This is a genomic window from Paenibacillus sp. JJ1683 (genome assembly GCF_053006485.1).
In genome coordinates this window covers 372442-394905 of record NZ_CM129820.1, presented here as the reverse complement: position 1 = coordinate 394905, position 22464 = coordinate 372442, and the positions used below count along the sequence as shown (strand labels likewise).

Below are 22464 nucleotides of genomic sequence, written 5' to 3'. Positions count from 1 at the left end.
CCTTTGACAATGACGGATATGGATCATTATTTTTTCATTATACTTGCAGCCTGCTGATTAAAGTCATCCATTTCCTTCTGTACATCGGCATGACCGCGGTAAATACGCTCAAAGCTCTTGATGAATTGTTGAGAAACCTCTTCCCATGCAGCCAGTTGCGGCAATGCTGCGGAATGATCCAGCTGTTTGCGAATCGTCAGAAGCATCGGATCACTCTTCAGTTTGGCATCTTCCCACGATTTAGTAGTCGCAGGCAAGTTACTGGACAGCTCCATCCATTTCAGTTGTGTTTCTGGTTTGCTCAGGTAAGCCAGGAATTTGGCCGACTCCTCTGGGTGCTTGCTGAATTTCATAATTGAAAGGTTAGCTCCACCCAAAACGGATAGGTTGTTTACTTTGCCAGGAAGCTCCGCAATATTCCACTTGCCTTCCAGTTCTGGTGCCTTGCTCTTGATTTCTTTAATCATGAAAGGACCGCTGATAAACATTGGAACGATCCCCTCGCCTTGCAAACCTTGAACGGAATCAATTCCAATATCCACTGCGTTAGAGCCATTTTGGAAAAAGGTATTTACATACTTCACAGCATCTACAAACGGTGCTTGGTTGAATAGCGGATTGCCCTGCTCGTCAACCAGCTTGGAACCGTTCTGGAGAGCAAACATAAAGCCCATGGACTGCTCCTTTGCACTAAAGGAGATACCATATTTGCCTTTACCCCGAGCCGCTAGTTTTTGAGCAGCATCGGACAGTTCCTCCCACGTTTTAGGTGCTTCATTGTATCCAACCTGTTTCAGTAGGTCCGAACGATAGAATAAAACTCGCGTTTCAGTGTACCAAGGTACGGCGACCGGTTTAGCTTCAAATTGAGCCGTACTCACAGCGCCCTTGAAGAAATTTTTCGCTTCAAGCTCAGGGTATTTGCTGATGTAAGGCGTGATGTCTGTTAGTGCACCCGCAGATGCTAATTCCGGCACCCATGATGTACCGAGCTGGACAACATCTGGACCTGATTTTGAGGCAACCGCCGTGAGCAATTTGTCGTGAGCGTTATCCCAAGGCAACGCCTGTACATCAACGTGAATATCTGGATTTTCTTTTTCAAAATCTTTTACAATTTCAGGCAGCAACTTCCCTTCCGCTCCCATTCCCCACATGGTGATGGTCGTCTTGCCATTTGCATCTTTGCCCGACGAATCATCCTTGGATGAACAGCCTACCAACGCACCCCCCAGTAATAAGGTGCTTGCCAAAATGATCCCCAATGTTCTTTTCATCATACGAATTCCTCCCGAGATGATCAGTTTACCGATCATGCAATATGATAACGGATTCAAGCACATGAATTTTGCAAAAATTCAATAAGCGACTTCCAATGTCCAAATATTGCAATTTGGAGCGACTGAAATCGAATTTTGCAAAATCCTGATACATGCAAATACATAGCAGTTAAAGCATACCGTTATAACAATTATGTTTAAAGCCTAAGGACCATACTCATCAATAGAAACGTTTCGATAGTCATTATAGAACAAATTGAAACCGTATTCAATAGGGATATTATTTTTTATTTACTTGGAATCGCATCTCTTTTTCATTTATTTCAATCTTTATTACGCTATTTGTCCTATAAAAAACCCCCGTTTTGCATTTGACTCTCCATTTGGGAGCGTATATAATCCAACTGAGTCCAACAATAGAAACGTTTCGATTAATAATACAACAGAAGATTATGCTTCTATACTAGCTATTAGCCTGTTCAGCACTTTTTTGAATCAACTTTATCCAAAAAATCTCATGAATCTGAAAAAGAGAGCTGTTTTACCAACCAAACAGCTTACGGAGGATTATGATGGAACAACACCTGAATTCCTATTTACAAAACATGACTCTTGAAGAAAAAGTTGACCAACTGCTCCAGCTTGTGGGTGGCTTTTTTGAAGAAGCGGGTACAGAGGGCCAAATTACTGGGCCTATGGCTTCTCTCGGCATCACAGAGCAGACGGTTCACAACGTTGGTTCCGTGCTCGGCCTTGCAGGAGCCCAGGAAGCAATTCGTGTTCAGCAGGCTCATTTGAGTAAAAACCGTCTGGGTATCCCGCTTTTAATTATGGCAGATATTGTACACGGCTTCAAAACGATTTTCCCTATACCGCTGGCTATGGGTTGCTCATGGGATATGGAACTTGCAGAAGAGAGCGCTACTATCGCTGCTCGGGAAGCAGCCGTATCCGGTGTTCACGTCACATTCGCTCCTATGGTCGATCTGGTACGTGACCCACGCTGGGGTCGTGTAATGGAATCTACTGGGGAAGACCCTTATCTCAACAGTCAATTTGCCCGTGCGTTTGTGCGCGGATTTCAGGGTAATGATCTGACGAATGATACCGAGCGGGTAGCCGCATGCGTGAAGCACTTTGCTGCTTATGGAGCCGGTGAAGGCGGACGTGATTACAATACCGTAGATGTATCCGCATGGCAGCTGCGAGAGTATTATCTCCCTTCCTACAAAGCTGCTTTAGATGAAGGCTGCGAAATGGTGATGACGTCCTTCAATACCGTAGAAGGCGTAGCGGCAACGGGCAACAAGCGCCTGATGCGTGATCTGCTTCGTGATGAATGGGGTTTTGACGGTGTACTCATTTCGGATTGGGCCGCGATCAAAGAGCTTATTCCTCACGGCATCGCCGAGGATGAACGGGAGGCAGCAAAAAAAGCATTGCTAGCAGGCGTAGATATTGAAATGATGACCTCCTGCTACAATGGGCACCTGCCTGAGCTGATTCGCAACGGACAGCTGGATGAAGCGCTCGTTGATGAAGCCGTGATGCGTATATTGAAGCTCAAACAAAAGCTGGGCTTGTTCGAGAATCCGCTACGCGGCGCAGACCCTGAGCGTGAACGTGAAGTGGTATTCTGCGAAGCCCACCGTGCGGTTGCTAAAGAACTAGCCATTAAATCATGCGTGCTGCTCAAAAATGATTCTGTGCTTCCATTGAATCGCAATCAACATATTGCATTGATCGGGCCTTTTGCAGAGAGCGGCGATATTCTGGGCTCTTGGTCATGGAGCGGTTCACAAGAGGAAGCCATTCGTGTTGTTGATGGATTCCAATCGAAAATATCCTCCTCGCTGCTCACGGTAGCGGCAGGATGCTCTGTAGACAACATAACAGAGGAGCAATATGCAGAAGCTCTGCATGCTGCCAGTCAAGCAGAGATCATCGTACTAGCGCTTGGCGAGCGCTCAGATATGAGTGGTGAAGCAGGCAGCCGTTCAAATATTCGCCTGCCGCAGGCTCAATTGGAATTGGTGAAACGCCTGAAGACACTGAACAAGCCCATGGTAGCCGTATTGTTTAATGGTCGTCCATTGGATCTGCACGGCGTCATTGAAGAAGCAGACGCTGTACTAGAAGCCTGGTTCCCTGGTGGCGAAGGCGGCGCGGCAATTGCCGATTTGTTATACGGTGATGCTGAACCTACGGGTCGTCTGACGATGTCCTTCCCGCAATCGGTCGGACAGGTGCCAGTGTATTACAATCATTTTAATACTGGACGTCCGCAGTTAGATCCGAACACAACAGAACGCTACGTGTCTCAATATCTAGACGTACCGAACGAACCTTTATTCCCGTTCGGCTATGGCCTGAGCTACACCGATGTAGCCTATGACAGCTTACAACTTTCAGGCGATACTCTTATTCCCGGTCAAGAACTGACCGTTAGAGTGCAGGTAACGAACACAGGAACACGTCCAGTCGAGGAGACCGTTCAGTTCTATGTCCGTGATATCAGCGGTGATACGGTTCGCCCCATGAAGGAACTGAAAGATTTCTGCAAAATCCTGCTTGCCCCAGGCGAAAGCCGGGAAGTGGAGTTTACATTGACCGAGCCTCAGCTGCGCTATCATCATGCAGATTTGAGCTTTGACAGTGACAGCGGTGAATTCGCCGTCTTTACAGGACCTAACAGCCGAGATACTACTGAAGGCCGTTTTCGGTTAGTAAAAGAAACAGGAAAGTGAGGCGTTCCCTTTGATGAATACAAGTCTAGACCAAAATATTTTGCTGCGGGCCGGAGACCTGTCTTTTACCTTCTTAAGCAGCGGTGATGTGTACAAGATCGCTCACGGCTCAACGATGATCAACCAACTGTTGACCAATTCAGTCGATGGTTCCCTGAACAATCTGTACTTGAGACTGTATCGTCCTTCCGGCGTAAGCATCACTCCTCTGCTGGGAGTTCGTTCGCCCGGCGTAATCCGACAAACGGATCAGCAGATTATATGGGAAGGGTTCACTGCCGGTGTAGGCTATCAGGTGACCTTCACACTCAGCCGCCTGGGAGTATGGTTCTGGGATGTAACCCTACAGGGCGATGATGTTGAAGCAGATATTGTGTACGGTCAGGATATCGGCATTGCCGATACCGCTGCTGTGCGCAGTAATGAAGCTTATTTGTCTCAATATATTGACCATACTGTCTATCATGATGAACAAAGAGGCTATACCGTTTGCTCACGTCAAAACCAGCCTCAAAGTCAGGCATTCCCATACATTCAACAAGGCTCGTTAACCCGCACTGTTGGTTACTCGACAGACGGATTTCAGTTCTTTGGACTTTCTTACAAGGAAACGAATGAGCCGGAAGCACTGCGCCGCGACACGCTCGCCAATGAAGTGTATCAATACGAATTCGCTTATACGGCGCTGCAATCTGAGCGGGTAAAACTCGCTGGGGAAGCTCGCTTTACGTTTTACGGTCTGTTCCAGCCGAGCCATCCGGCTGCAGTGACGAAGCTGGAGTATCAGGACCTGGTAACCAAAGCACGCGATGAAGTAGCTACCGTTCTAGCGGACGCTTCTGAGACCAGCATACCAGCACACGCGGCAAGTGATCTTCAGGCAGGGCGTGTGGCCCCAGCTCAAACCATCGGTGAACCGCTGCGCACACTGGACTTGACCGATGCCGAAGTGAATCAGCTTTTCCCGAAACGCCAGGAAGAAGAACGGGATGGCGATACACTACTTTCCTTTTTCACGGATAGCTATGAGCATGTCGTACTCAAATCCAAAGAGCTTCGTGTAGAGCGTCCTCACGGACACATTTTAATGGGTGGGCATTACTCTAGAGGTAAGGAAGAAACCATTACAACCACTTCCTATATGTACGGGGTATTCAATTCCCAGCTCGTGATCGGCAATACGAATTTCAACAAAATGATCACCAACGTTCGTAATGCGCTCAACATTCCTAAGACATCCGGTCAACGTATCTACGTCGGAATTCAAGGAAAATATCGCCTGCTCACCATGCCTTCCCTGTTTGAGATTGGCTTTAATTATGTGCGCTGGTATTACAAGACAGCTGACGATACATTCATTATTACAAACCATACGAATGCCGATAGCCCGGAAGTGCGGCTTCACATGCGCTCGGCAAGTGGTAAAGCCTACCCATTCCTGATCACTCAGCAAATGTGTATGCATGTGAACGAATATGAGCTTCCGTTTCATATGGAACGCGAAGGTGACGACCTGCTCTTTAGAGCTGATTCCGTTTCCCTGAGCGCCGAGGCCTATCCCGACCTGCTTTACCGAATGCACGTAGAGGGCGCTCCATTACAGCATGTGAGCGACGCTCAAGCACTGCTACAGGGTGGAGCATCTCCTGATGCGTCACTGGTCGTTTTGGAACTGGGCGACAGCAGCGAATGGACCTGCACTGTACAGGGCTGGCTGCATGGCCGCTCGACCGGAAAGGACCGAGCACACAAGGAGCCTCACGCCTCCTTTGAAGATGAGCGCGAGCGCTATCGGGAATATTTTGCGGAGCTTATGAATGGCTTCCATCTGACGCTTGGCCAGCAGGAAACCAGCGAGCTATTCCGTGTGAACGCAGTGGCCTGGTGGTACACCCACAATATGCTCGTCCACTACTCTGTACCTCACGGTCTGGAGCAATATGGCGGTGCGGCCTGGGGGACACGCGATGTATGTCAGGGGCCTGTAGAATACTTCTCGGCTGTGCAGAAGTTTGACGAGGTTCGTTCTATTTTGCTAACTGTATTCAGCCATCAGTATGAAGACAGCGGAAACTGGCCGCAATGGTTTATGTTTGACAACTATACTCACGTGCAGCAAGAAGAAAGCCATGGGGATATTATCGTTTGGCCGCTCAAGGTACTGGGCGATTATTTGACCGCTACCCGTGATTACAGTATTCTGGGAGAAAATGTGCCTTACACCCATCGGCATACTTTCGATTATACCAAGCAGACTGCGACCCTTATGGAACATGCCCTGAAGGAAATCGAATATATTCGAGAGAATTTCCTGCATGATACGTACTTATCGGCTTATGGCGATGGCGATTGGGATGACACTCTCCAGCCAGCCAATGCGCAACTGAAGCAATACATGGCGAGCAGTTGGACGGTTGCACTCACCTACCAAGTGATTCGTAACTTTGCTGCTGCGTTGGAGCAAGCTCCAGCAAATGTAGTAAGCGAAGCGGATAAGATTGCACAAGATTTACATCAGATGGCGAACGGCATCCGTAAAGACTTCAATCGCTACATGCTGGAGAGCGGAATTATTCCAGGCTTTGTATATATGGAAGAGCCTGGTCAACCCAAGCTCATGCTCCATCCGTCCGACACCGAGACGGGAATCCACTACCGTTTGCTGCCGATGACACGCAGCATGATCAGCCAGTTGCTCACGCCTGAGCAAGCATTGGCTCATGAGCAGCTCATCCGCGAGCAGTTCCTCTGCCCGGATGGTGTGCGTCTGATGAACCGCCCTGCTCAATATGATGGCGGTGTGAGTTCGCACTTCAAGCGCGCAGAGCAAGCGGCCAACTTTGGACGTGAGGTCGGTCTGCAATATGTGCACGCTCATATCCGCTTTGTGGAAGCCATGGCCAAGTTAGGACGCAAGGATGACGCTTGGCACAGCCTGAAGCTCATCAATCCGGTCGGCATCCGTGCAACCGTACCGAATGCCGAATGGCGTCAAAGCAACGCGTATTTCAGCAGCTCGGACGGTAAATTTAACACCCGCTATGAAGCACAGGAACGGTTTGGTGAACTGCGGGAAGGAGCCGTACCCGTCAAGGGTGGCTGGAGAATCTATTCCAGCGGTCCGGGAATCTACATGAATCAGCTCATATCGAATGTCCTTGGTATTCGTCAGTCAGGCGAGGACCTGATCCTGGACCCTGTGCTGCCGGACGATCTCAACGGATTGGAATTTAAATTTTCCTTTGCAGGAAAGCCAATCACCTTCGTCTACCGCATGCTGCAAGAGCATACGAGCGGTGAGCAAGGCCGTGCAGTATTGAACGGTGCCCCTCTGGAAAGTGAGCCAGCCGATGATAATCGCTATCGTTCCGGTGCCTTGCGCATCAAACGTGAGACTTTCGAGCAGGCGTTAGCAGAACATGATGGTGTACACCGTCTGGAGATTATTTTATAAATCGAATGATGCATAAGCAAAGTCAGGTATAGGCAACAAAGGAATGGCGATCTTGCGGGATCGCCCTTTGCTGCTTGCATGTAGAACTACGACATTTTGAATAGATATGTGGTTAATAATCCATATACAATAGCACATATAAGACGAACACAAGGAGGTGACGTTGTGGTCAGCATTAAAGATATCGCCAAACAGGCGGGCGTTTCCATATCTACCGTTTCATATGCTTTGAACGGTAGCGATAAGGTAACAGAAGAGACTTGCGCACGTATTTTGGCCATTGCCAAAGAGCTTAACTATGTGCCCAATGCCGCCGCACGGAATCTCAAGAAAAGGCAAACCAAAATTATTGGCGTATTCCTGACTGATTTTCGCGGAGACGTTTATGGAGATTTGCTGTACGGCATCAAGGAAATTTTGAACCGCAAGGGCTATGACCTCATTGTCTGCAGCGGCAAGCAATCACATCGAATGCTGCCAGAACGCATGATTGACGGTGCCATCGTACTGGATCAGACGTTTGATAGTCAGGAGCTGCTGAACTACGCCGAGCGCGGACATAAAATTGTCGTATTGGACCGCGAACTGAATCATCCTAACATTAACCAGGTGCTGCTGGATAACAAAGCAGGTGCCGCGCTCGCCATAGAGCATCTATTGGAATTGGGACACCGCAAGCTATATGTTGTGACCGGACCAGAAGGTTCTTATGATTCCTGGCAGCGGATGCAGGCGGTCAAGCAGACCATTGAGCGTAGCGGTGTCGCCGAGATAATCGAAATTGACGGCAATTTCGAGAAATCGGGCGGTGAGCAGGCGGCTGAGATCATTTTGCAGCAGCAGACTCGCCCGGATTCGGAACCTGTAGCTGTATTTTGTCTCAATGATGAAATGGCCGTAGGCTTTTACAATCGAATGGCTCAGTCAGAGCTTACCATTGGCAAGGATGTCCATATCGTAGGTTTTGATAATATCGAGCTGGCGCAATATATTCAGCCCCGGCTGACAACGATAGACTACTCCAAGCGCAAATGGGGCGCTGTAGCCGCTGAACAGGTTCTCAAAATCATTGCCGGGGAAGACGTGGAGCATGAACGGTTGTACGTTACGCTTGTCCAAAGAGAATCGGCAGGCGCGGCGCTCATCACCCAAGACCAGCAGGAGCACTAATGAATCGTACAGAAGTGCCCCCACCTACCCACTTCCAAAAAAAAAGAACTTCCACTGTCCCAAAATGGGTAGGAAGTTCTTTTAGCTATACTCATTTAACCTAACAAAACCTCAAGTAAATTCGCCAACGACCGTAAGGGATTGGCAATCGTCCGCCCTGTCTCCAGCTCCACCTGCAACGCAGCATCAACCATCGATAACTGTGCTACAGCCAGCCCTCTGCTGGGATCAGTCTTCCTCAATTCATGCAATGAACGAACCAGCAATTCCTCATACTCATTTTTATGTCCCTGCATAATCAGTTCAAAAGCGCCCTCCACCACCTTGACCTCTATTAAAGAAGAGAGGTCCGGCTTGCCTAATAGATTGGCCGTATGATAAAGACGCTTCATCGTGCCCTCTACGGTAGCCGGATTCGTGAATACCAAGGTTCGTGGCAGCAAATCATCACACATCTCATGAAATAGAGGCTCATCCAGTGCGACAATTGGTGTGGGCATTGACCCTTGAGCCTTCTCCGCCAAAGCAATATAATTCGTACACGTTATCAAAATAACGTCTAGATCGCTTTGAGACATCCAGCTCAGCTGCTCTTCTACCTTGCGACTGGCATCATCTGAAGAAAAATGCGGATCCGACGATACCCGGCGCATAAGTCCCGGTTCCACAAAATGTACCAGCTCCACCTCATAAGAAGCAAAAGCTCGTTCCACATAGGCAATGTTCGAATGATGCGCATGCAGGCAACCCACACGTTGCTTCAAGTCTTCCACCGTCCAACCCCCTGATATGTTTGCCCCATTTTAACAGGAACCGGACGGTCTGGACAGTGCTAATCAGATCACACGACGAGCATATTCTTTAAAATTTGCCGTTCGTATTTTTCCACTCTGTTTTAGCTGGAATCTCCTGAACTACATCCCAATGCTCGGCTATTTTGCCGTTCTCCACACGGAACAGATCATAGACAGCGGCTGAGATTCCCTTAGGAGATTTCAGTTCACTTACAACCAGCACGAAGTTGCCTTCTCCAAGAACCATATGCACCTGATCATATCCAATAGAAGCTCCTTGACCCGTAGCGGATAATGCTTGCTTCAGACTGGATACACCGTCACCAAAAAGAGGATTATGCTGAATGTACTGATCCCCATTATAATAGCTTTCCAATGCTGCACGATTTTTGCCAACCAGCACATCATCTACAAACTTGCGGATCAGCGTTTTGTTTGTCTCGGTTTGATTGAGATCCGTGACTTGTGTTGTTCCGTCAATCATGGTATGTCCACTTGGATTGGTTGGAGCCGAGTCCTGCATGTTATCCCAATGCTCAACAATTTTACCATTGCTATCGAAGCGGAAAATATCAAAAGCAATGCTCGTTTTCCCTGCAATAGACTTTTTATAATGTACTGCTACATCATTGCCATCCTGAATAACCCGCTGGACTTCAACCAGCACATTGGCTCCCTTGGATTGGCTAATCCCTTGCAAAAAGGCATCTCTCCCGCTAGCAAAGCTCGGATTATGCTGAATGTACTGATCTTTGCTGATCCAAGCCTCAGCTGCTTTCGTATCGCCCGTTTCAAAGCTCTTCAGAATCTCTACAACCTTATCCTTATTACTCACCCCGATTTGCAAGGTCTGGCTGGCCGGGTCCCAAATCACTTGCTTGCCCCACGCTTCTTTGACGACATCAACTGGTACATAGGTTACCCCTTGCTTGGTCAAGATGGTCGAGGTGGATAGTGGTACCTTAATCCCGTTGATTTGCGCTTCCGGACTGCCTGATACCAGTACAACCGTCGCTTGATCATAACGAATCGTCGTGCTTTGACGCGCCGTATTGAATGTAATATGCTTGGCGTCCAGCGGAATTCCTAAACTAGTAGCCAATTGTCTCAGGGGGATCAACACCTGCTTATTTCTCACGATAGGCGCAATTTTGTAAGCCTCCTTCTTGCCATCTACCCAAACCTGGATACCCGTAGTAGGTTTTACGTCGGCTGCTAAAGCCGGTACAGCAGAAGACAGAACGAGCAAGCCAGCAAGTGCAGCAGTAACCGTATGTTTTTTCATGAATGTAAGCCCCTCTCAACCTGTAAAATAGAGTATGGAATGCAATTTCTCTTTATGTAACTAATGTGGTTGCAGTTAACTACGAAGGTATGAACTCTTCCCCACCTATCTAACTTTAAACCCCATTTAAATCATTTGAAACCTTATTAACCCTCCTTTGAATTTTTATACTTATGACCGTTGTCATGCAAGTCACAAACCTTCGAATAAAGGATATGGAAAGCAATAACAATGTATGATCATCCTCATTATTTTATTATAAATAACATGTACTAATGAAGTTAGCTCAAAAAAAGCGGCTCCTATCACCAAGCGAATGGACGCTTTTTGAATAGAAAGCCGCTGTTACCTCATTCATATTGTTATACAGATAACGTCCTCCGAAACTTGATAAAGCTCCCAATTCGCCAGATTGAGATATATACCAGCGCCATCGTAATGGCCAGCATGCTAATTTCGGTCGTACCCAAACTACTGAGGTATTGAGTCAGAACAACCCGAATCAAAATAATAGCGATAATAATATACTTAAAATATTGGTTCGGCTTGGGATAGATGAGACCGTCATCTCGTCTTTCATACGCCGTATGCAGCAAAATAACGTAGCCAAACAGAGCCCCTAATAACCCAGCAACCAGCAGTTCCCAAAAGGCGGGAGGCGCGTACGTTTGACCAGGAATATGCATCAATTGATATACCGATATCATCATAGCTGGGAAAGCGATAAACATAGGGAGCAAAATCCGAAATCCTTTTCCCTTTACCGGGCCCCTTCGTCTTTTGGTTCTCAACCAAATCATCAGACCCACCAGAACAGCCATCAATGCATAGATAAAGATTGTCGCCATGGTGAAATTCCTTTCTAATATAGAGTCATTTATCCTAAGTTAAATCGACAGTTTTTTCTCCAGCAAATAAGCGTTCAAGCGGATCAATGCATATGCAGCAACCCAACTAATCAACACCGCAACCGGAAAATGCCAGGTAAAAGGAAACCACTGTCCGTTGTGAACATGATGAAACTGCTCATAAATCCGCTGATCGCCTGACCAATAAAAGACGCTTCCTCCACCCATCAAAAGAATCCACAGGATTGGGCTAAGCGGCCGCAAGGTGCTGTATTTGGTACTGGCCGTCAGCAGACCCAGCGCAATAACCAACGGCGTAAAGGCGATAATCATTACAAACCAGTTTAAGCCGGCTATCATAAAAGACGCTGCATCCGCAAACGTATAAGCCTGTATGGTCGATGAGATAAATAGCGCGTATAGAGAACCTACTACAAACAAGAGCAATATCACGACAATGGTTTGTAAAATAGCAGCAATCCATTTGGCGCTAATTAGCCACATACGCGGATAGGGAAGGGTCAGCCACCATCCGTAGGTGTCATTTTCCCATTCTCTTCTCAGCATTCCCACACCCATGAAAACAATCATGTACGGCAAGCCCAGGGTGACATACCACAGCCTTGTCAATTCGAGTTGGTTGTGAAGAGCGAAGTACAAGGAGATCGCGAACGCCGCAATTAGAAATAGTGAGAAATATACAAGTCTCCACGATCTGGGCAGTCGATTGCGGCTTTGCTTTCTCCAGCTTCCTTTATTTCGAAATTCATGGCGTATTAAATCTTTGAACAGCCCGGATGAATTCACGCCTTCCACTCCCTTTTGTACAAATTGCGGAACACCTGGTTCAGCGAGCCATGCTCTGCACGCAGATCATCCGATTCACCAGACCATATCACTCGCCCGCGGTCCATCATGACCGTGTAATCAAACAAGCCTTCCACTTCCTGAATATCATGTGTGCTAATGAGTATAGATTGTTGCCGATCCTCCAAATAATCAATAATCCCAGCTACGATCGCTTCTCTAGAGAGGACATCAATGCCTACAAAAGGTTCATCCAGGATCATAAGCGGTACTTCTCGTGCCAGGCACAGAATCAGCAGCACACGTGCCTCCTGTCCGCGACTCAACCCGGCCATCTTTAGCTCCAATTCCACATCCATATGGTCAGCAAGTTTATAGGCATCCTCTATATTGAAGCCAGGCAAAAAGGACTTCCCCCATTCCAGCGTCTGCTGAACTGTATGATTGGGATACCAGCGTGCCCGGTCAGGAAGATAAGATATATTCCGGTTGGTTTCCCAGCCAGGCTGTTGGCCCAGCACCTGAAGCTCGCCCCCGTCCGGCTGAATTAACCCCGTGATGGCTCGAAAGAGGCTGGACTTCCCGCAGCCATTGGGCCCAAGCACACCTACAATACGTCCTGCTGGAATGACGACATCCAGTTGGTCCAATGCTTTTTTATTTCCATATTGCTTCATCAGTTGCTTTGCGGTTACCACAGACTCCGTCATGCCTTTTCGCCTTCTTCCTTGTGATCTCCGTCCTGTCGGCTTCTTATATATTGCTGTACATCTTCCCAGGATAATCCCAGGCTGCTCATCTGTCCGAGAAACTGATCTATATACGACATAGCCAATTGTTCCCGAAAGCTGGCAATCCGCTCACTGGACGAAGTTACATACGTACCCAGACCGCGTCGCTTCTCAGTCAATCCGTCCCGTTCCAGCTCCTGATACGCCCGCATCACGGTATTCGGATTCATACGCAATTCCTGCGCCAGATCACGCACAGATGGCATTTTGCTTCCCATTTCAATCTCTCCTTTAGCAATGGAGCTTCGTACTTGATTTAATATTTGTTCATATAATGGCTGGCTAAAGTCTATTAAAAATCGGAACGAGCCAACCCGTTGTTCTTCCATGGGTGTTTCCCCCTAATTCGGCTGTATCTATCGTGCCTGTAGTGTATTATATCACTTAATACACGTAATACAATAGCAATTCGTTAAAATGCTAGTCCTGCCATCCAAATTCCATTCAGTAAATGCTCAGCTTGCGCTCAGATAGCATTCAAGTTAATCCCTTATGATGTATCACGTACCAAACAAACCATAAACGAAAGGTGGAAAATGAAGATGAAGAGCACCAAGAAAACAATTTTGGCCGGAACGTTGGCGTTGGCATTTTTAGGAGGCGGAGCGCTGTACTCCACAGGCGCAGCCCATGCTGCTTCAACTACACCTGAGAAGGCTCCTACTGCAAGCAAAGCACAGGCACCTAAGGGAAACCCTGGCGATGCTAACGGTCCACAAATCGCAGGAGGAAACTATGCTGAGAACAAGGCTCTCCTGAAACTATTGAAATTGTCCTCCAGTCAGTTGGATACACAGTTGAAGGCTGGTAAATCCCTTGCTACGATCGCCAAAGCACAAGGCGTGAGCGTAAACTCCGTAATTGATGTGATGGTTTCGGATATGAAGTCAAAACTCGCTACGGAAAAACAAAATGGCAAGATTACCGCAAGCGAATATAATCAGCGTGTTTCCAATCTGAAGCAAATGATTACCGATATGGTGAATGGCGTTAAGCCCTCTAAGCCACCAGTAGACGGGGCTAAAGGAGAAGCAGGTAAAGCTCCAGCTAAAACAGATGCGGCTAAGGCTCCTGCTAAGCCAAATGCAGCTAAAGCCTCTGATAAGCAAAAATAGCTACAGCTTCTGTTTTCCAAAAGCTGTAGCTCGATAAGTCACATTCATAAGAACGATTTGTTAATCTGACACAGCCACTCCACAATAATAAATCTCCATCCGGCCTCCCTGTACGGATCGAGAATGAATAAGCCTGCCCTCTGCTACGATACAACAGAAGAGGACAGGCTTATTTTTCATGCACTTCATACAATATGTGGTAAACTAACTTAAGCCAGAGATCACATTTTTTATCCTGATTCAGCAAAAGGAGTATGTAATGAAAATAAATAAACAGGAATTTCATGCACAAGGAGTAAGCTATATCATTAGATCGGCTATGATTCAAGATGCGATGAATTTGTCTGAAATCCGCTTACGGTTGGATGGAGAGACTGAAAATTTAGACAGAGAAAAGGGAGAAGCATTCATAAGTACATCCGGTTTTGAACAGCTTATTAAAGCCGATACAGAGCACGCCAAAAATCTATTTTTAGTTGCGGTCGTTCATGATAAAGTCGTTGGATTTTCAAGATGTGAAGGTCATGTTCTGCGTCGATTCGCTCATAAAGTTGAATTCGGTGTGTGTGTACTAAAGGATTTCTGGGGGTATGGAATCGGGACGAATCTTTTGAAAGAGTCTATTTCCTGGGCAGACTCTAACGGCATCCAGAAAATGAACCTACAAGTTCTAGAAACCAATAATAAAGCCATTGAACTTTATAAAAAGCATGGATTTGAAATCGAAGGGTTATTAAAAAACGACAAGATTCTCTCAGATGGTCAATACTACAACACCATAATCATGGGAAGATTCCATAACTAAAAAAGATCCTGTTCCACAGGATCTTCCATCATTTCGAGGCGATATTGGCCCTAGTAGCGATAATCATCGTAGGGATTGCGATTACGATAATGGTCTCGCGGCTGTTGGGCTGCGGTAATCATCAAAAATATGCCTGAGAGCAGGTGCATTAACCAGCCTACAAATGGAATCCACCCAACAACCGAGGTCACAATCCCTAAAATAGATCCATAATAAGTCTCTTTATTAGTCACCGATAGTACCAACGTAACAATGTGGAAAATCAACATAAAGAACAATACAGTATACGCAGAATTTATGACGAGCAGCCCGCCCAAAACAGGAATAGCAAAAAATAGCTCCAATCCGCCCGTAATCCATTTTAATGTTTTTGATGGTGTCATTGTTCCACTCTCCCAATGCTGTTTCATTCCATAAGTATATCCTATCCCCATGCAGGATGACATACATATTTTACTAATTCTATACTTGTATAGCGGCGATCTCACCCCTTTTCCGAATGAGCTAAGCCCTGACTACATATATGTGAGAGAGAACGAAATTTCGTGATTTTTAAAGGGGGGAGCATCATGGGATATTATATTGAAGTGGAACGTGGCGTTAAGCTGTATGTAGAAGATATAGGAGATGGCGTCCCTGTTTTGATGGTGCACGGCTGGCCGCTGGACCATCGAATGTACGAATACCAGGTTGCCCAGTTGCCTGCTTACGGATACCGCTGTATTCAAGTTGATCTTAGGGGGTTCGGGAAGTCTGATCGACCATGGCATGGCTACAATTATGATCGACTGGCAGACGATCTCCTGGCTGTTATACAGGCCCTTCAATTAAGCCATATACGGCTGATCGGTTTTTCTATGGGGGGAGCAATTGTCACGCGCTACATGAGCAGACATAGGGGATGGGGTGTTGATCAGCTAATTTTGATCGGAGCTGCCACGCCTCGGTTTACCCCAACCAGCGACTTTCCTTACGGCACTCCTGTCGCAGAGGTAGATAAACTCATCACACAAGCCTATACAGATCGTCCGCAACTGGTAACATCATTTGGCGAAATGTTGTTCGCCAAACCCGTCAGCCAGAGTTTACGTGACTGGTTACGTGATCAGGGCTTTGCGGCTTCGGTTCATAGCATGGCTTGTACTTTGTATTCACTGCGTGACTCTGATTTACGGCCCGATTTGCCATGTATACACGTGCCTACGTGGATTCTACACGGCAAGCTGGATCGGGTCTGCCCTTTCCCTCTAGCGCTCCAAACTCAAAAAGGAATTGCCGGCTCCAGGCTTATTCCTTTCGAACGAAGTGGTCACGGTGTATTTTATGAGGCACTACCTGAATTTAATTCCACCTTACTGAGCATACTATCCCCATCCTCTATACACCCTAATTGAAAGCCTGTTCTCAGAAAAACAAAAAAGACGCCTCAGCGCCGTTATGGCTATGGGGCATCTTTTACTACAAACATGTATCCGCTTAGGATTGTTTGGTATGATTAAAGCTCGTATTGTTTAAAACAGCCAGCTTTTTCTCGCCCTTCACCATGGCAGAACCGCAAATGGGGCATGTCGGCTCGACAGAAAAAGCGAAGTTATCCCGCATCCAGCCGTTGCATGTATCACTGGCGCAATTCCAAACAGTTGTAATTTCCTCAGGAATTTCATCCATTGGCTTTTTCCGTGAATTGTACATAAACATCCCTCTTTCTTCATGATTTATAAAGCGATAAGATGTAATCAGTTCAAAAACGGTCTTGTGAACAGATAAAAACAAATGCCCCAAACGCTATGTTCGGGGCATCTGAAGTAGGCTGTAATTTAAAATTACAGTTTTACAACGTTCTCAGCTTGTGGTCCACGGTTTCCTTCAACTACGTTGAATTCTACGCGTTGGCCTTCGTCCAAAGATTTGAAACCTTCGCCTTGGATTGCGGAGAAGTGTACGAATACATCGCTTCCACCTTCAACTTCGATGAAACCGAAACCTTTTTCTGCGTTAAACCATTTAACTGTACCTGTTTGCATGGAATTACCTCCAAAATATATTTATATGACCTTTATTTTTTACAAATAAAAATTCACATATTGCACAAGGTTATTTCAACCTAAAACAATAACCCTCTACAATATGTGAATCTCAGGTCACAATTTCAATATACTCATATTACCATAAGTGTATTGAAAACGCAAGCACTGGAGAATTTAATTTATGCAGAGTGCTTATGTCATCTATTGCTGCCTCAAGCTGTCTTCATTAGACAAGAGTGAGTCATTAACGCCTACTTAAAACATTATATCCGCAATTGCTTCCTATTATACCAGTAATCAAGAAATAAATATACACAACGTTGCGCAGGAGATGAACTTCTTGAGAAAAAGTCCATCCCCTGCTTTATTTGCTCATTTTAATTACAAATCCGCTAGTGCTTTAATTTCCTCTGCTGTCAGCGCTTTGTTATATAACTGTACCTCGTCCATGCTGCCGTTAAAGTAGGCATCAGCGACAAAGCGGCTTTTACCGAGATACGCTTCGTTTGTCAGCAACTCATTAGGGTTAAAGGTAATACCGTCATTTACAGCTACTTCTTCACCATTTACATACAGCTTCCCTGTATTCCCCTCCAGTGTAACCGCCACATGGGTCCACTGGTTTAGAGGTAATGATGATTTGGAGAGCAGGCTCTGATCCGTACCTTCATGGATTGTAAACTGGAGTACACCGCTTCCTTGGGAAGGGGTGAGGAACATATGACGAGCCTGGCCGTTGCCGAAATCAAAAATCCGTTGCCAAGCGGCTCCGCCCTTCCAGTTCACCCACGCGGAAAAGGTAAAGTCCTTCGCATCCGTTACCGTGTTGGGCAGCTGCACGTAACCATCCTTGCCGTTCAGGGCAAGAGCACCGCCAAGCTTCCCATCTTTATCCCATGTGGCACCACCATAGGCCTTACCGTCGAGTTGATTATATGTGCTGTCGACAACCGAAGTTCCTTGATCCTCACTCCACGAGTAACGTGCGAGCTGAGGGCCTTGAGCCTGCTCGGGAACAATGGCACTAAAACTTTTCTTTGCTGTTACTTTGTCCTTTTTAATAGTCGCCGTCAATGTAACTGCTGCAGGCTGGGAACCGGCTTCTGGACGGTACACTTCACCAGTGACAGAAATAATCTCAGGGCGGGAAGATTCCCACGAAATCGTGGTATCTTGTGCAGCTTGAGTAGGTAGCGTGAGATCATAAAAAACGTTGCTTGTGTCGCCTAGACTCAGATCCTTCTGCACCGCAGCTACAATCTTGCTGGCCTTCAGGTCAGGCTTTAGCGAACCCCATACTGCAACACCCTTGGAGGACAGTGCGGTAAAAGCAAGGGTTTTGGCTCCCGTGTCTGGATCACGGTGCCGCAGGAATACCCCTTTGTACTTCGCACCATCTGCTGTAATTTCCAGCTGATTGTCTGCCCCCAGCTTCCATGTACCGTTCACTCCGCCAGACAGTTTGCCACCGTGATCCAGATTGACGGTAACAGCTTGCTTAATATTGGCCGAAATTTCCTTCCCGTGATTTACATACGAGTATTGGCCGATGACATCCTTCTCTGACAGCTTTTTCAGTGAATCCTCATCTCCTGAATAGCGATAAGGAGCAACTACAGGCCAACCATCGGCGTTCATGAACATTTCATGTACACGCACTTCAAACTGCTCACCTCTCCCCGGAAAACGGGAGTGAAAAATGACAAAATGCTTTTTCGTCTTGGGATCATAATAAGCCGAGTTGTGTCCGGGCGACACATAGCCTGTTCCCAGCCCTGTTCCCGGATCACCAATTTCTCTTGGAATTAGGTAATTACCTATTAACTTGACGCCGTATGGCTCAATGGAAGCGTCATCAAAAAGAGGTTTGTCAGGATTCGCTTTAACCTTGATCATGTCGTTTCCTTCAGCATCGTAGAAAGGACCATCCGGTGTTTTGGACCGAGCCACACGCAAGTTATATCCGCCATCCGCTGACAATCCGCCATAGGACAGGAACAAGTAATAGTAGTCCGTTTGTGGACTGTATTGTATGTACGGCCCCTCCATACGAGCATGGTTACCGCCCGTCAGTTTTTTCCCGTAGCCTTGGCCTGGTAAAGGCTTCCCTGTTTTTTCATCCATCTGCATAATGAAAATGCCTCCGGAGTAGGAGCCATATACCATCCACAGCTTGCCGTTCTTATCATAGAAAGTGTCAGGGTCTACGGCATTGGGATGCTTGGTTGCGTCATAGATCGTCCCATCTTCACTCGGTTGATCCCACATACCGGACTTCAGGAAAATTCCTTTATTCTTATAAGGTCCTTCAATTTTATCAGCAACCGCTAGGCCCATAGCTGAACGCGGGGAGTCTCCTTTACAAGCGTTATAGTACATATAAAACTTACCATCCGCCAGTTGAATGACATCCGCTGCCCACAGCGTGTCTGTCTGCGCCCAATCCAGCGCTTCCTTTAATTCCTCTTTGACGTTGGGAATCAATACATTACCATTTGCCACACCTGTCGCAATTGTATCCCAATTCATGAGGTCTTTGGACTTGGCAGCCGCCAGATGTGAACCAAAAATGTAAAATGTATCTTTCACTTTCAGGATGGATGGATCATGTACGGAAGTCTCCTTGAAGGAAACAGCCTTTTTACTTTGGCTTAAAATGTTATCCAGACCTTGAGGTTGAAGGGTGGTTTGCTCCAGACTTTGAATCCCAGCTGTATCTGAATTGAGTGTGGACTCGGCGCCCACCAAAGAAGCAGGCAACAACAGCGCACCTGCCAGAGAAGCAGCCGTTACTTTACGAACAAATAATTGCTTCATAAATCAATCTCCTCTCGTTTTGAACATTCCTGCTAACATAAAACAATAATGAATAAGACGGTCAGGATTATGTTTGTATTAACTTCTCCACTCTTAAATTAAATGCTGATCATCCCCCTCTCCGAATTAAAGCGCTTTCAACCAATATGAAAAATAAAACCTCCTTTTGTTAGAAGGACGATTCAAACCTGGCGGTTAATCGTATCTCTATATTATTCAATGAATATGGAAAATTCAATATGTAATTTTATATTTTTATAAATTATTCGTTTAATTATTAACATTAATAAATGTGTTGCTTTAATTCCTAGTTTAAAGTTATAATTTGACAAGTAAAATTCTATATGTTACCTGCCGATATATCTAAAAAGAATTGTTTTACGATGAACATAATACAAATATTTACATTTTATGAGGAGGTGAAAATTTATGCAATGGTATTTAAAAGTGCTTCAAAACTATGTAGGATTTCAAGGTAGAGCAAGACGTACAGAATACTGGATGTTTACTCTGTTCAATGCGATAGCTGGTCTGGTATTATACTTGTTGGATTTCCTCTTGGGACTTCCTTTCGTATTGTCATCTATCTATGGTCTGGCTGTTTTGTTACCGTCTCTGGGAGTTCTTTTCCGCAGACTACACGACACCGGCAAAACCGGGTGGTGGATTCTGATCGCATTGGTTCCTTTTGGGAGCATTGTGCTGCTTGTATTCACATGCCTAGACAGTCAGCCTGGCGACAATAAGTATGGGAAAAATCCTAAATTGTAATTTGATGTAGTTGGTCTAAAACCTCTTTCACTTTTGTGAAGGAGGTTTTTTTATACTCGCTTTTCCCCTATCGAAATTCCAGCTATAAGTTTACCAAGAGACTCCAGCGTCCATACTGGATTAAAAAGTATCCTCAAAGAGAGGAAGAACGTGCATGCGTTTTCGGAAAAGAACCCCCCTTAACAAATTTAGAAAGGCACCCGTTCAGCAAAGCGAGAGTAAGTCTGAACATCCCGCAGAACAGCTCAGTGCAAATATCGGAACCAATCTTCAGCAGATCAGACAAGCGCTCGGCAACAGCACCGACATCGTCATAAGAGAAATTCGAATCGGCAAGGACGGTGACCAGACCATTGCGATCCTCTATACCGACGGTTTGGTGGACCAAAATATAGTCTCCGACTTCATTATGGAATCAATGTTGCTGGACAGCAGCTTGTCCAGGGACGTGGAATGCCGGATTCAATCCTCCTCTAATGTCATGCAAATGTTGAAAGATTACGCCCTTACTATTGGCAGCATCCGGGATATTACTGACTTTGAAGCCTTGTACAATGCGCTGTTGTCGGGGGATGCAATCATTTTGATTGAGGGTGAGACGCAGGCAATATCGGCCAGCGCACGTGGATGGAAGGATCGGGGGGTCACCGAGCCTGCCTCAGAAAATGTCGTCCGTGGGCCTCGGGAAGGATTTTCTGAGACATTGCGTACGAACACAGCCTTGATTCGACGTAAAATTAAAGATCCGAATCTATGGCTGGAGACCAAACAAATCGGTCGTGTAACCCAGACCGATGTCGCTGTCATGTATATAAAGGGGATTGTGAACCCTAAATTGGTTGAGGAAGTACATGAACGATTGAATCGCATTGATGTAGACGGCATTCTCGAAAGCGGGTATATCGAGGAATTAATCCAAGACAAAACCTTCACCCCCTTTCCGACAGTATACAATTCAGAACGCCCAGACGTGATCGCCGCCGAACTGTTGGAGGGAAAAATTGCGATCCTGGTGGATGGTACCCCTTTTGTGCTTGTCGTGCCTGCATTATTTGTTTCCTTCCTGCATGCGGCGGAGGACTATTATCAGCGTGCAGACATTAGCAGCTTCATCCGTGTCCTTCGTTATACCGGAGTTTTTATTTCCTTGCTCGGTCCGTCCTTATATGTTGCCATCACTACGTTTCATCAGGAAATGCTGCCGACCTCACTGCTAATCGGTCTAGCGGCACAGCGCGAAGCGGTCCCCTTCCCTGCCTTTATTGAAGCACTCATGATGGAACTGACATTTGAAATATTGCGGGAAGCTGGCGTTCGCATGCCCAAGTACATCGGGGCAGCCGTCTCTATCGTCGGCACACTCGTCATTGGACAAGCTGCTGTCGAGGCGGGCATCATATCTGCGGCAATGGTTATTGTTGTATCGATTACTGCTATTTCCAGCTTTGTTCTTCCTGCCTACAATATGTCTATCGCTTTTCGCATGCTGCGGTTTCCCTTAATGGGGCTTGCCGCTTCCTTTGGGCTGTTCGGAATTATCGTCGGAGGCATTGCCCTGATCCTGCATATGTGCAGCCTTCGTTCATTCGGCGTTCCCTATATGACTCCTTTTGCACCTCTCATACCGGCAGACACCAAAGATACCATCTTTCGATTCCCTCACTGGATGATGATGTCACGTCCCCGGTTAGTCGATCAGAAAAATGTCAAACGTCGAAACAGCACTCCGCCCCGCAAATCACGGGAATAGAAA

General features: G+C 46.4%; 19 protein-coding genes. 8 read left to right on the top strand and 11 right to left on the bottom strand.

Features of this window, described 5'->3' with window-relative positions; translation table 11 throughout:
• Positions 1–26 precede the first annotated feature (26 nt).
• A complete protein-coding gene (locus ACUC6J_RS01675) occupies positions 27–1280 on the bottom strand; it encodes a sugar ABC transporter substrate-binding protein (protein WP_029514783.1) in 1254 nt (417 codons plus the stop codon).
• Positions 1281–1852: 572 nt separating this feature from the next.
• Between ACUC6J_RS01675 and bglX the strand changes: the two genes are divergently transcribed.
• From bglX to ACUC6J_RS01660, 3 genes are all read left to right on the top strand, one after another.
• Positions 1853–4027: a beta-glucosidase BglX gene (bglX, locus tag ACUC6J_RS01670; protein WP_447249646.1), complete on the top strand. Its 2175-nt coding sequence runs from the start codon at positions 1853–1855 to the stop codon at positions 4025–4027.
• Between the two features lie 13 nt (positions 4028–4040).
• Entirely contained in the window at positions 4041–7481 is a 3441-nt protein-coding gene (locus tag ACUC6J_RS01665; RefSeq protein WP_447249645.1) for a GH36-type glycosyl hydrolase domain-containing protein, read from the top strand.
• A 165-nt stretch (positions 7482–7646) separates the two neighbouring features.
• Complete coding sequence (locus tag ACUC6J_RS01660; RefSeq protein ID WP_016820223.1) at positions 7647–8651, top strand: LacI family DNA-binding transcriptional regulator; 1005 nt, start codon at positions 7647–7649, stop codon at positions 8649–8651.
• A 95-nt stretch (positions 8652–8746) separates the two neighbouring features.
• Here ACUC6J_RS01660 and ACUC6J_RS01655 read toward each other — a convergent pair whose 3' ends face one another.
• The 6 genes from ACUC6J_RS01655 to ACUC6J_RS01630 all read right to left on the bottom strand — a co-directional run bounded on the left by ACUC6J_RS01655 (position 8747) and on the right by ACUC6J_RS01630 (position 13505).
• A complete protein-coding gene (locus ACUC6J_RS01655) occupies positions 8747–9424 on the bottom strand; it encodes a hypothetical protein (RefSeq protein ID WP_090890772.1) in 678 nt (225 codons plus the stop codon).
• A gap of 88 nt (positions 9425–9512) precedes the next feature.
• Positions 9513–10730, bottom strand: a complete 1218-nt coding sequence (locus ACUC6J_RS01650; protein ID WP_025363770.1) for a stalk domain-containing protein — start codon at positions 10728–10730, stop codon at positions 9513–9515.
• A gap of 362 nt (positions 10731–11092) precedes the next feature.
• The gene (locus tag ACUC6J_RS01645) at positions 11093–11578 is read right to left on the bottom strand and encodes a cytochrome c biogenesis protein CcdC (protein WP_017425683.1); all 486 of its coding nucleotides are present in this window, start codon (positions 11576–11578) and stop codon (positions 11093–11095) included.
• 39 nt (positions 11579–11617) lie between these two features.
• The gene (locus ACUC6J_RS01640; protein ID WP_017425682.1) at positions 11618–12385 is read right to left on the bottom strand and encodes an ABC-2 transporter permease; all 768 of its coding nucleotides are present in this window, start codon (positions 12383–12385) and stop codon (positions 11618–11620) included.
• Positions 12382–13095 (bottom strand): ABC transporter ATP-binding protein, encoded by a 714-nt coding sequence (locus tag ACUC6J_RS01635; protein WP_016820219.1) that lies wholly within the window; start codon positions 13093–13095, stop codon positions 12382–12384. The genes ACUC6J_RS01640 and ACUC6J_RS01635 overlap by 4 nt, the downstream gene beginning before the upstream one ends.
• Positions 13092–13505, bottom strand: coding sequence for a GntR family transcriptional regulator (locus tag ACUC6J_RS01630; RefSeq protein ID WP_017425681.1), 414 nt, complete (start codon positions 13503–13505; stop codon positions 13092–13094). Before ACUC6J_RS01630 ends, ACUC6J_RS01635 begins: the two co-directional genes overlap by 4 nt.
• A 213-nt stretch (positions 13506–13718) precedes the next feature.
• Between ACUC6J_RS01630 and ACUC6J_RS01625 the strand changes: the two genes are divergently transcribed.
• Both ACUC6J_RS01625 and ACUC6J_RS01620 read left to right on the top strand, forming a co-directional pair.
• Positions 13719–14291 carry a hypothetical protein gene (locus tag ACUC6J_RS01625; RefSeq protein ID WP_016820217.1) on the top strand — a complete coding sequence of 191 codons (573 nt, stop codon included), beginning with the start codon at positions 13719–13721 and terminating at the stop codon, positions 14289–14291.
• Positions 14292–14550: 259 nt separating this feature from the next.
• Entirely contained in the window at positions 14551–15096 is a 546-nt protein-coding gene (locus ACUC6J_RS01620) for a GNAT family N-acetyltransferase (protein WP_016820216.1), read from the top strand.
• Between the two features lie 50 nt (positions 15097–15146).
• Here ACUC6J_RS01620 and ACUC6J_RS01615 read toward each other — a convergent pair whose 3' ends face one another.
• Positions 15147–15479, bottom strand: a complete 333-nt coding sequence (locus ACUC6J_RS01615) for a hypothetical protein (RefSeq protein WP_016820215.1) — start codon at positions 15477–15479, stop codon at positions 15147–15149.
• A gap of 186 nt (positions 15480–15665) precedes the next feature.
• Here ACUC6J_RS01615 and ACUC6J_RS01610 point away from each other — a divergent pair, with 186 nt between their 5' ends.
• Positions 15666–16490, top strand: coding sequence for an alpha/beta fold hydrolase (locus ACUC6J_RS01610; RefSeq protein WP_447249644.1), 825 nt, complete (start codon positions 15666–15668; stop codon positions 16488–16490).
• Between the two features lie 82 nt (positions 16491–16572).
• Here ACUC6J_RS01610 and ACUC6J_RS01605 read toward each other — a convergent pair whose 3' ends face one another.
• The 3 genes from ACUC6J_RS01605 to ACUC6J_RS01595 all read right to left on the bottom strand — a co-directional run bounded on the left by ACUC6J_RS01605 (position 16573) and on the right by ACUC6J_RS01595 (position 19940).
• On the bottom strand, positions 16573–16788 hold the full coding sequence (locus ACUC6J_RS01605) for a cold-shock protein (protein ID WP_013308357.1): 216 nt from the start codon (positions 16786–16788) through the stop codon (positions 16573–16575).
• A 131-nt stretch (positions 16789–16919) separates the two neighbouring features.
• On the bottom strand, positions 16920–17120 hold the full coding sequence (locus ACUC6J_RS01600; protein ID WP_007428290.1) for a cold-shock protein: 201 nt from the start codon (positions 17118–17120) through the stop codon (positions 16920–16922).
• A 384-nt stretch (positions 17121–17504) separates the two neighbouring features.
• Positions 17505–19940 (bottom strand): LamG-like jellyroll fold domain-containing protein, encoded by a 2436-nt coding sequence (locus ACUC6J_RS01595; protein WP_447249643.1) that lies wholly within the window; start codon positions 19938–19940, stop codon positions 17505–17507.
• A gap of 429 nt (positions 19941–20369) precedes the next feature.
• Between ACUC6J_RS01595 and ACUC6J_RS01590 the strand changes: the two genes are divergently transcribed.
• On the top strand, positions 20370–20711 hold the full coding sequence (locus ACUC6J_RS01590; RefSeq protein WP_016820212.1) for a DUF805 domain-containing protein: 342 nt from the start codon (positions 20370–20372) through the stop codon (positions 20709–20711).
• Positions 20712–20865: 154 nt separating this feature from the next.
• Positions 20866–22461: a spore germination protein gene (locus ACUC6J_RS01585; RefSeq protein ID WP_044786871.1), complete on the top strand. Its 1596-nt coding sequence runs from the start codon at positions 20866–20868 to the stop codon at positions 22459–22461.
• The last annotated feature ends 3 nt before the right edge of the window (positions 22462–22464 follow it).

What these genes read in the sequence shown, in the direction of transcription:
- ACUC6J_RS01675 (WP_029514783.1), bottom strand. Translation starts at nt 1,280, where the DNA reads ATGATGAAAAGAACATTGGGGATCATTTTGGCAAGCACCTTATTACTG.
- bglX (WP_447249646.1), top strand. Translation starts at nt 1,853, where the DNA reads ATGGAACAACACCTGAATTCCTATTTACAAAACATGACTCTTGAAGAA.
- ACUC6J_RS01665 (WP_447249645.1), top strand. Translation starts at nt 4,041, where the DNA reads ATGAATACAAGTCTAGACCAAAATATTTTGCTGCGGGCCGGAGACCTG.
- ACUC6J_RS01650 (WP_025363770.1), bottom strand. Translation starts at nt 10,730, where the DNA reads ATGAAAAAACATACGGTTACTGCTGCACTTGCTGGCTTGCTCGTTCTG.
- ACUC6J_RS01645 (WP_017425683.1), bottom strand. Translation starts at nt 11,578, where the DNA reads ATGGCGACAATCTTTATCTATGCATTGATGGCTGTTCTGGTGGGTCTG.
- ACUC6J_RS01635 (WP_016820219.1), bottom strand. Translation starts at nt 13,095, where the DNA reads ATGACGGAGTCTGTGGTAACCGCAAAGCAACTGATGAAGCAATATGGA.
- ACUC6J_RS01630 (WP_017425681.1), bottom strand. Translation starts at nt 13,505, where the DNA reads ATGGAAGAACAACGGGTTGGCTCGTTCCGATTTTTAATAGACTTTAGC.
- ACUC6J_RS01625 (WP_016820217.1), top strand. Translation starts at nt 13,719, where the DNA reads ATGAAGAGCACCAAGAAAACAATTTTGGCCGGAACGTTGGCGTTGGCA.
- ACUC6J_RS01620 (WP_016820216.1), top strand. Translation starts at nt 14,551, where the DNA reads ATGAAAATAAATAAACAGGAATTTCATGCACAAGGAGTAAGCTATATC.
- ACUC6J_RS01615 (WP_016820215.1), bottom strand. Translation starts at nt 15,479, where the DNA reads ATGACACCATCAAAAACATTAAAATGGATTACGGGCGGATTGGAGCTA.
- ACUC6J_RS01610 (WP_447249644.1), top strand. Translation starts at nt 15,666, where the DNA reads ATGGGATATTATATTGAAGTGGAACGTGGCGTTAAGCTGTATGTAGAA.
- ACUC6J_RS01605 (WP_013308357.1), bottom strand. Translation starts at nt 16,788, where the DNA reads ATGTACAATTCACGGAAAAAGCCAATGGATGAAATTCCTGAGGAAATT.
- ACUC6J_RS01600 (WP_007428290.1), bottom strand. Translation starts at nt 17,120, where the DNA reads ATGCAAACAGGTACAGTTAAATGGTTTAACGCAGAAAAAGGTTTCGGT.
- ACUC6J_RS01595 (WP_447249643.1), bottom strand. Translation starts at nt 19,940, where the DNA reads ATGAAGCAATTATTTGTTCGTAAAGTAACGGCTGCTTCTCTGGCAGGT.
- ACUC6J_RS01590 (WP_016820212.1), top strand. Translation starts at nt 20,370, where the DNA reads ATGCAATGGTATTTAAAAGTGCTTCAAAACTATGTAGGATTTCAAGGT.
- ACUC6J_RS01585 (WP_044786871.1), top strand. Translation starts at nt 20,866, where the DNA reads ATGCGTTTTCGGAAAAGAACCCCCCTTAACAAATTTAGAAAGGCACCC.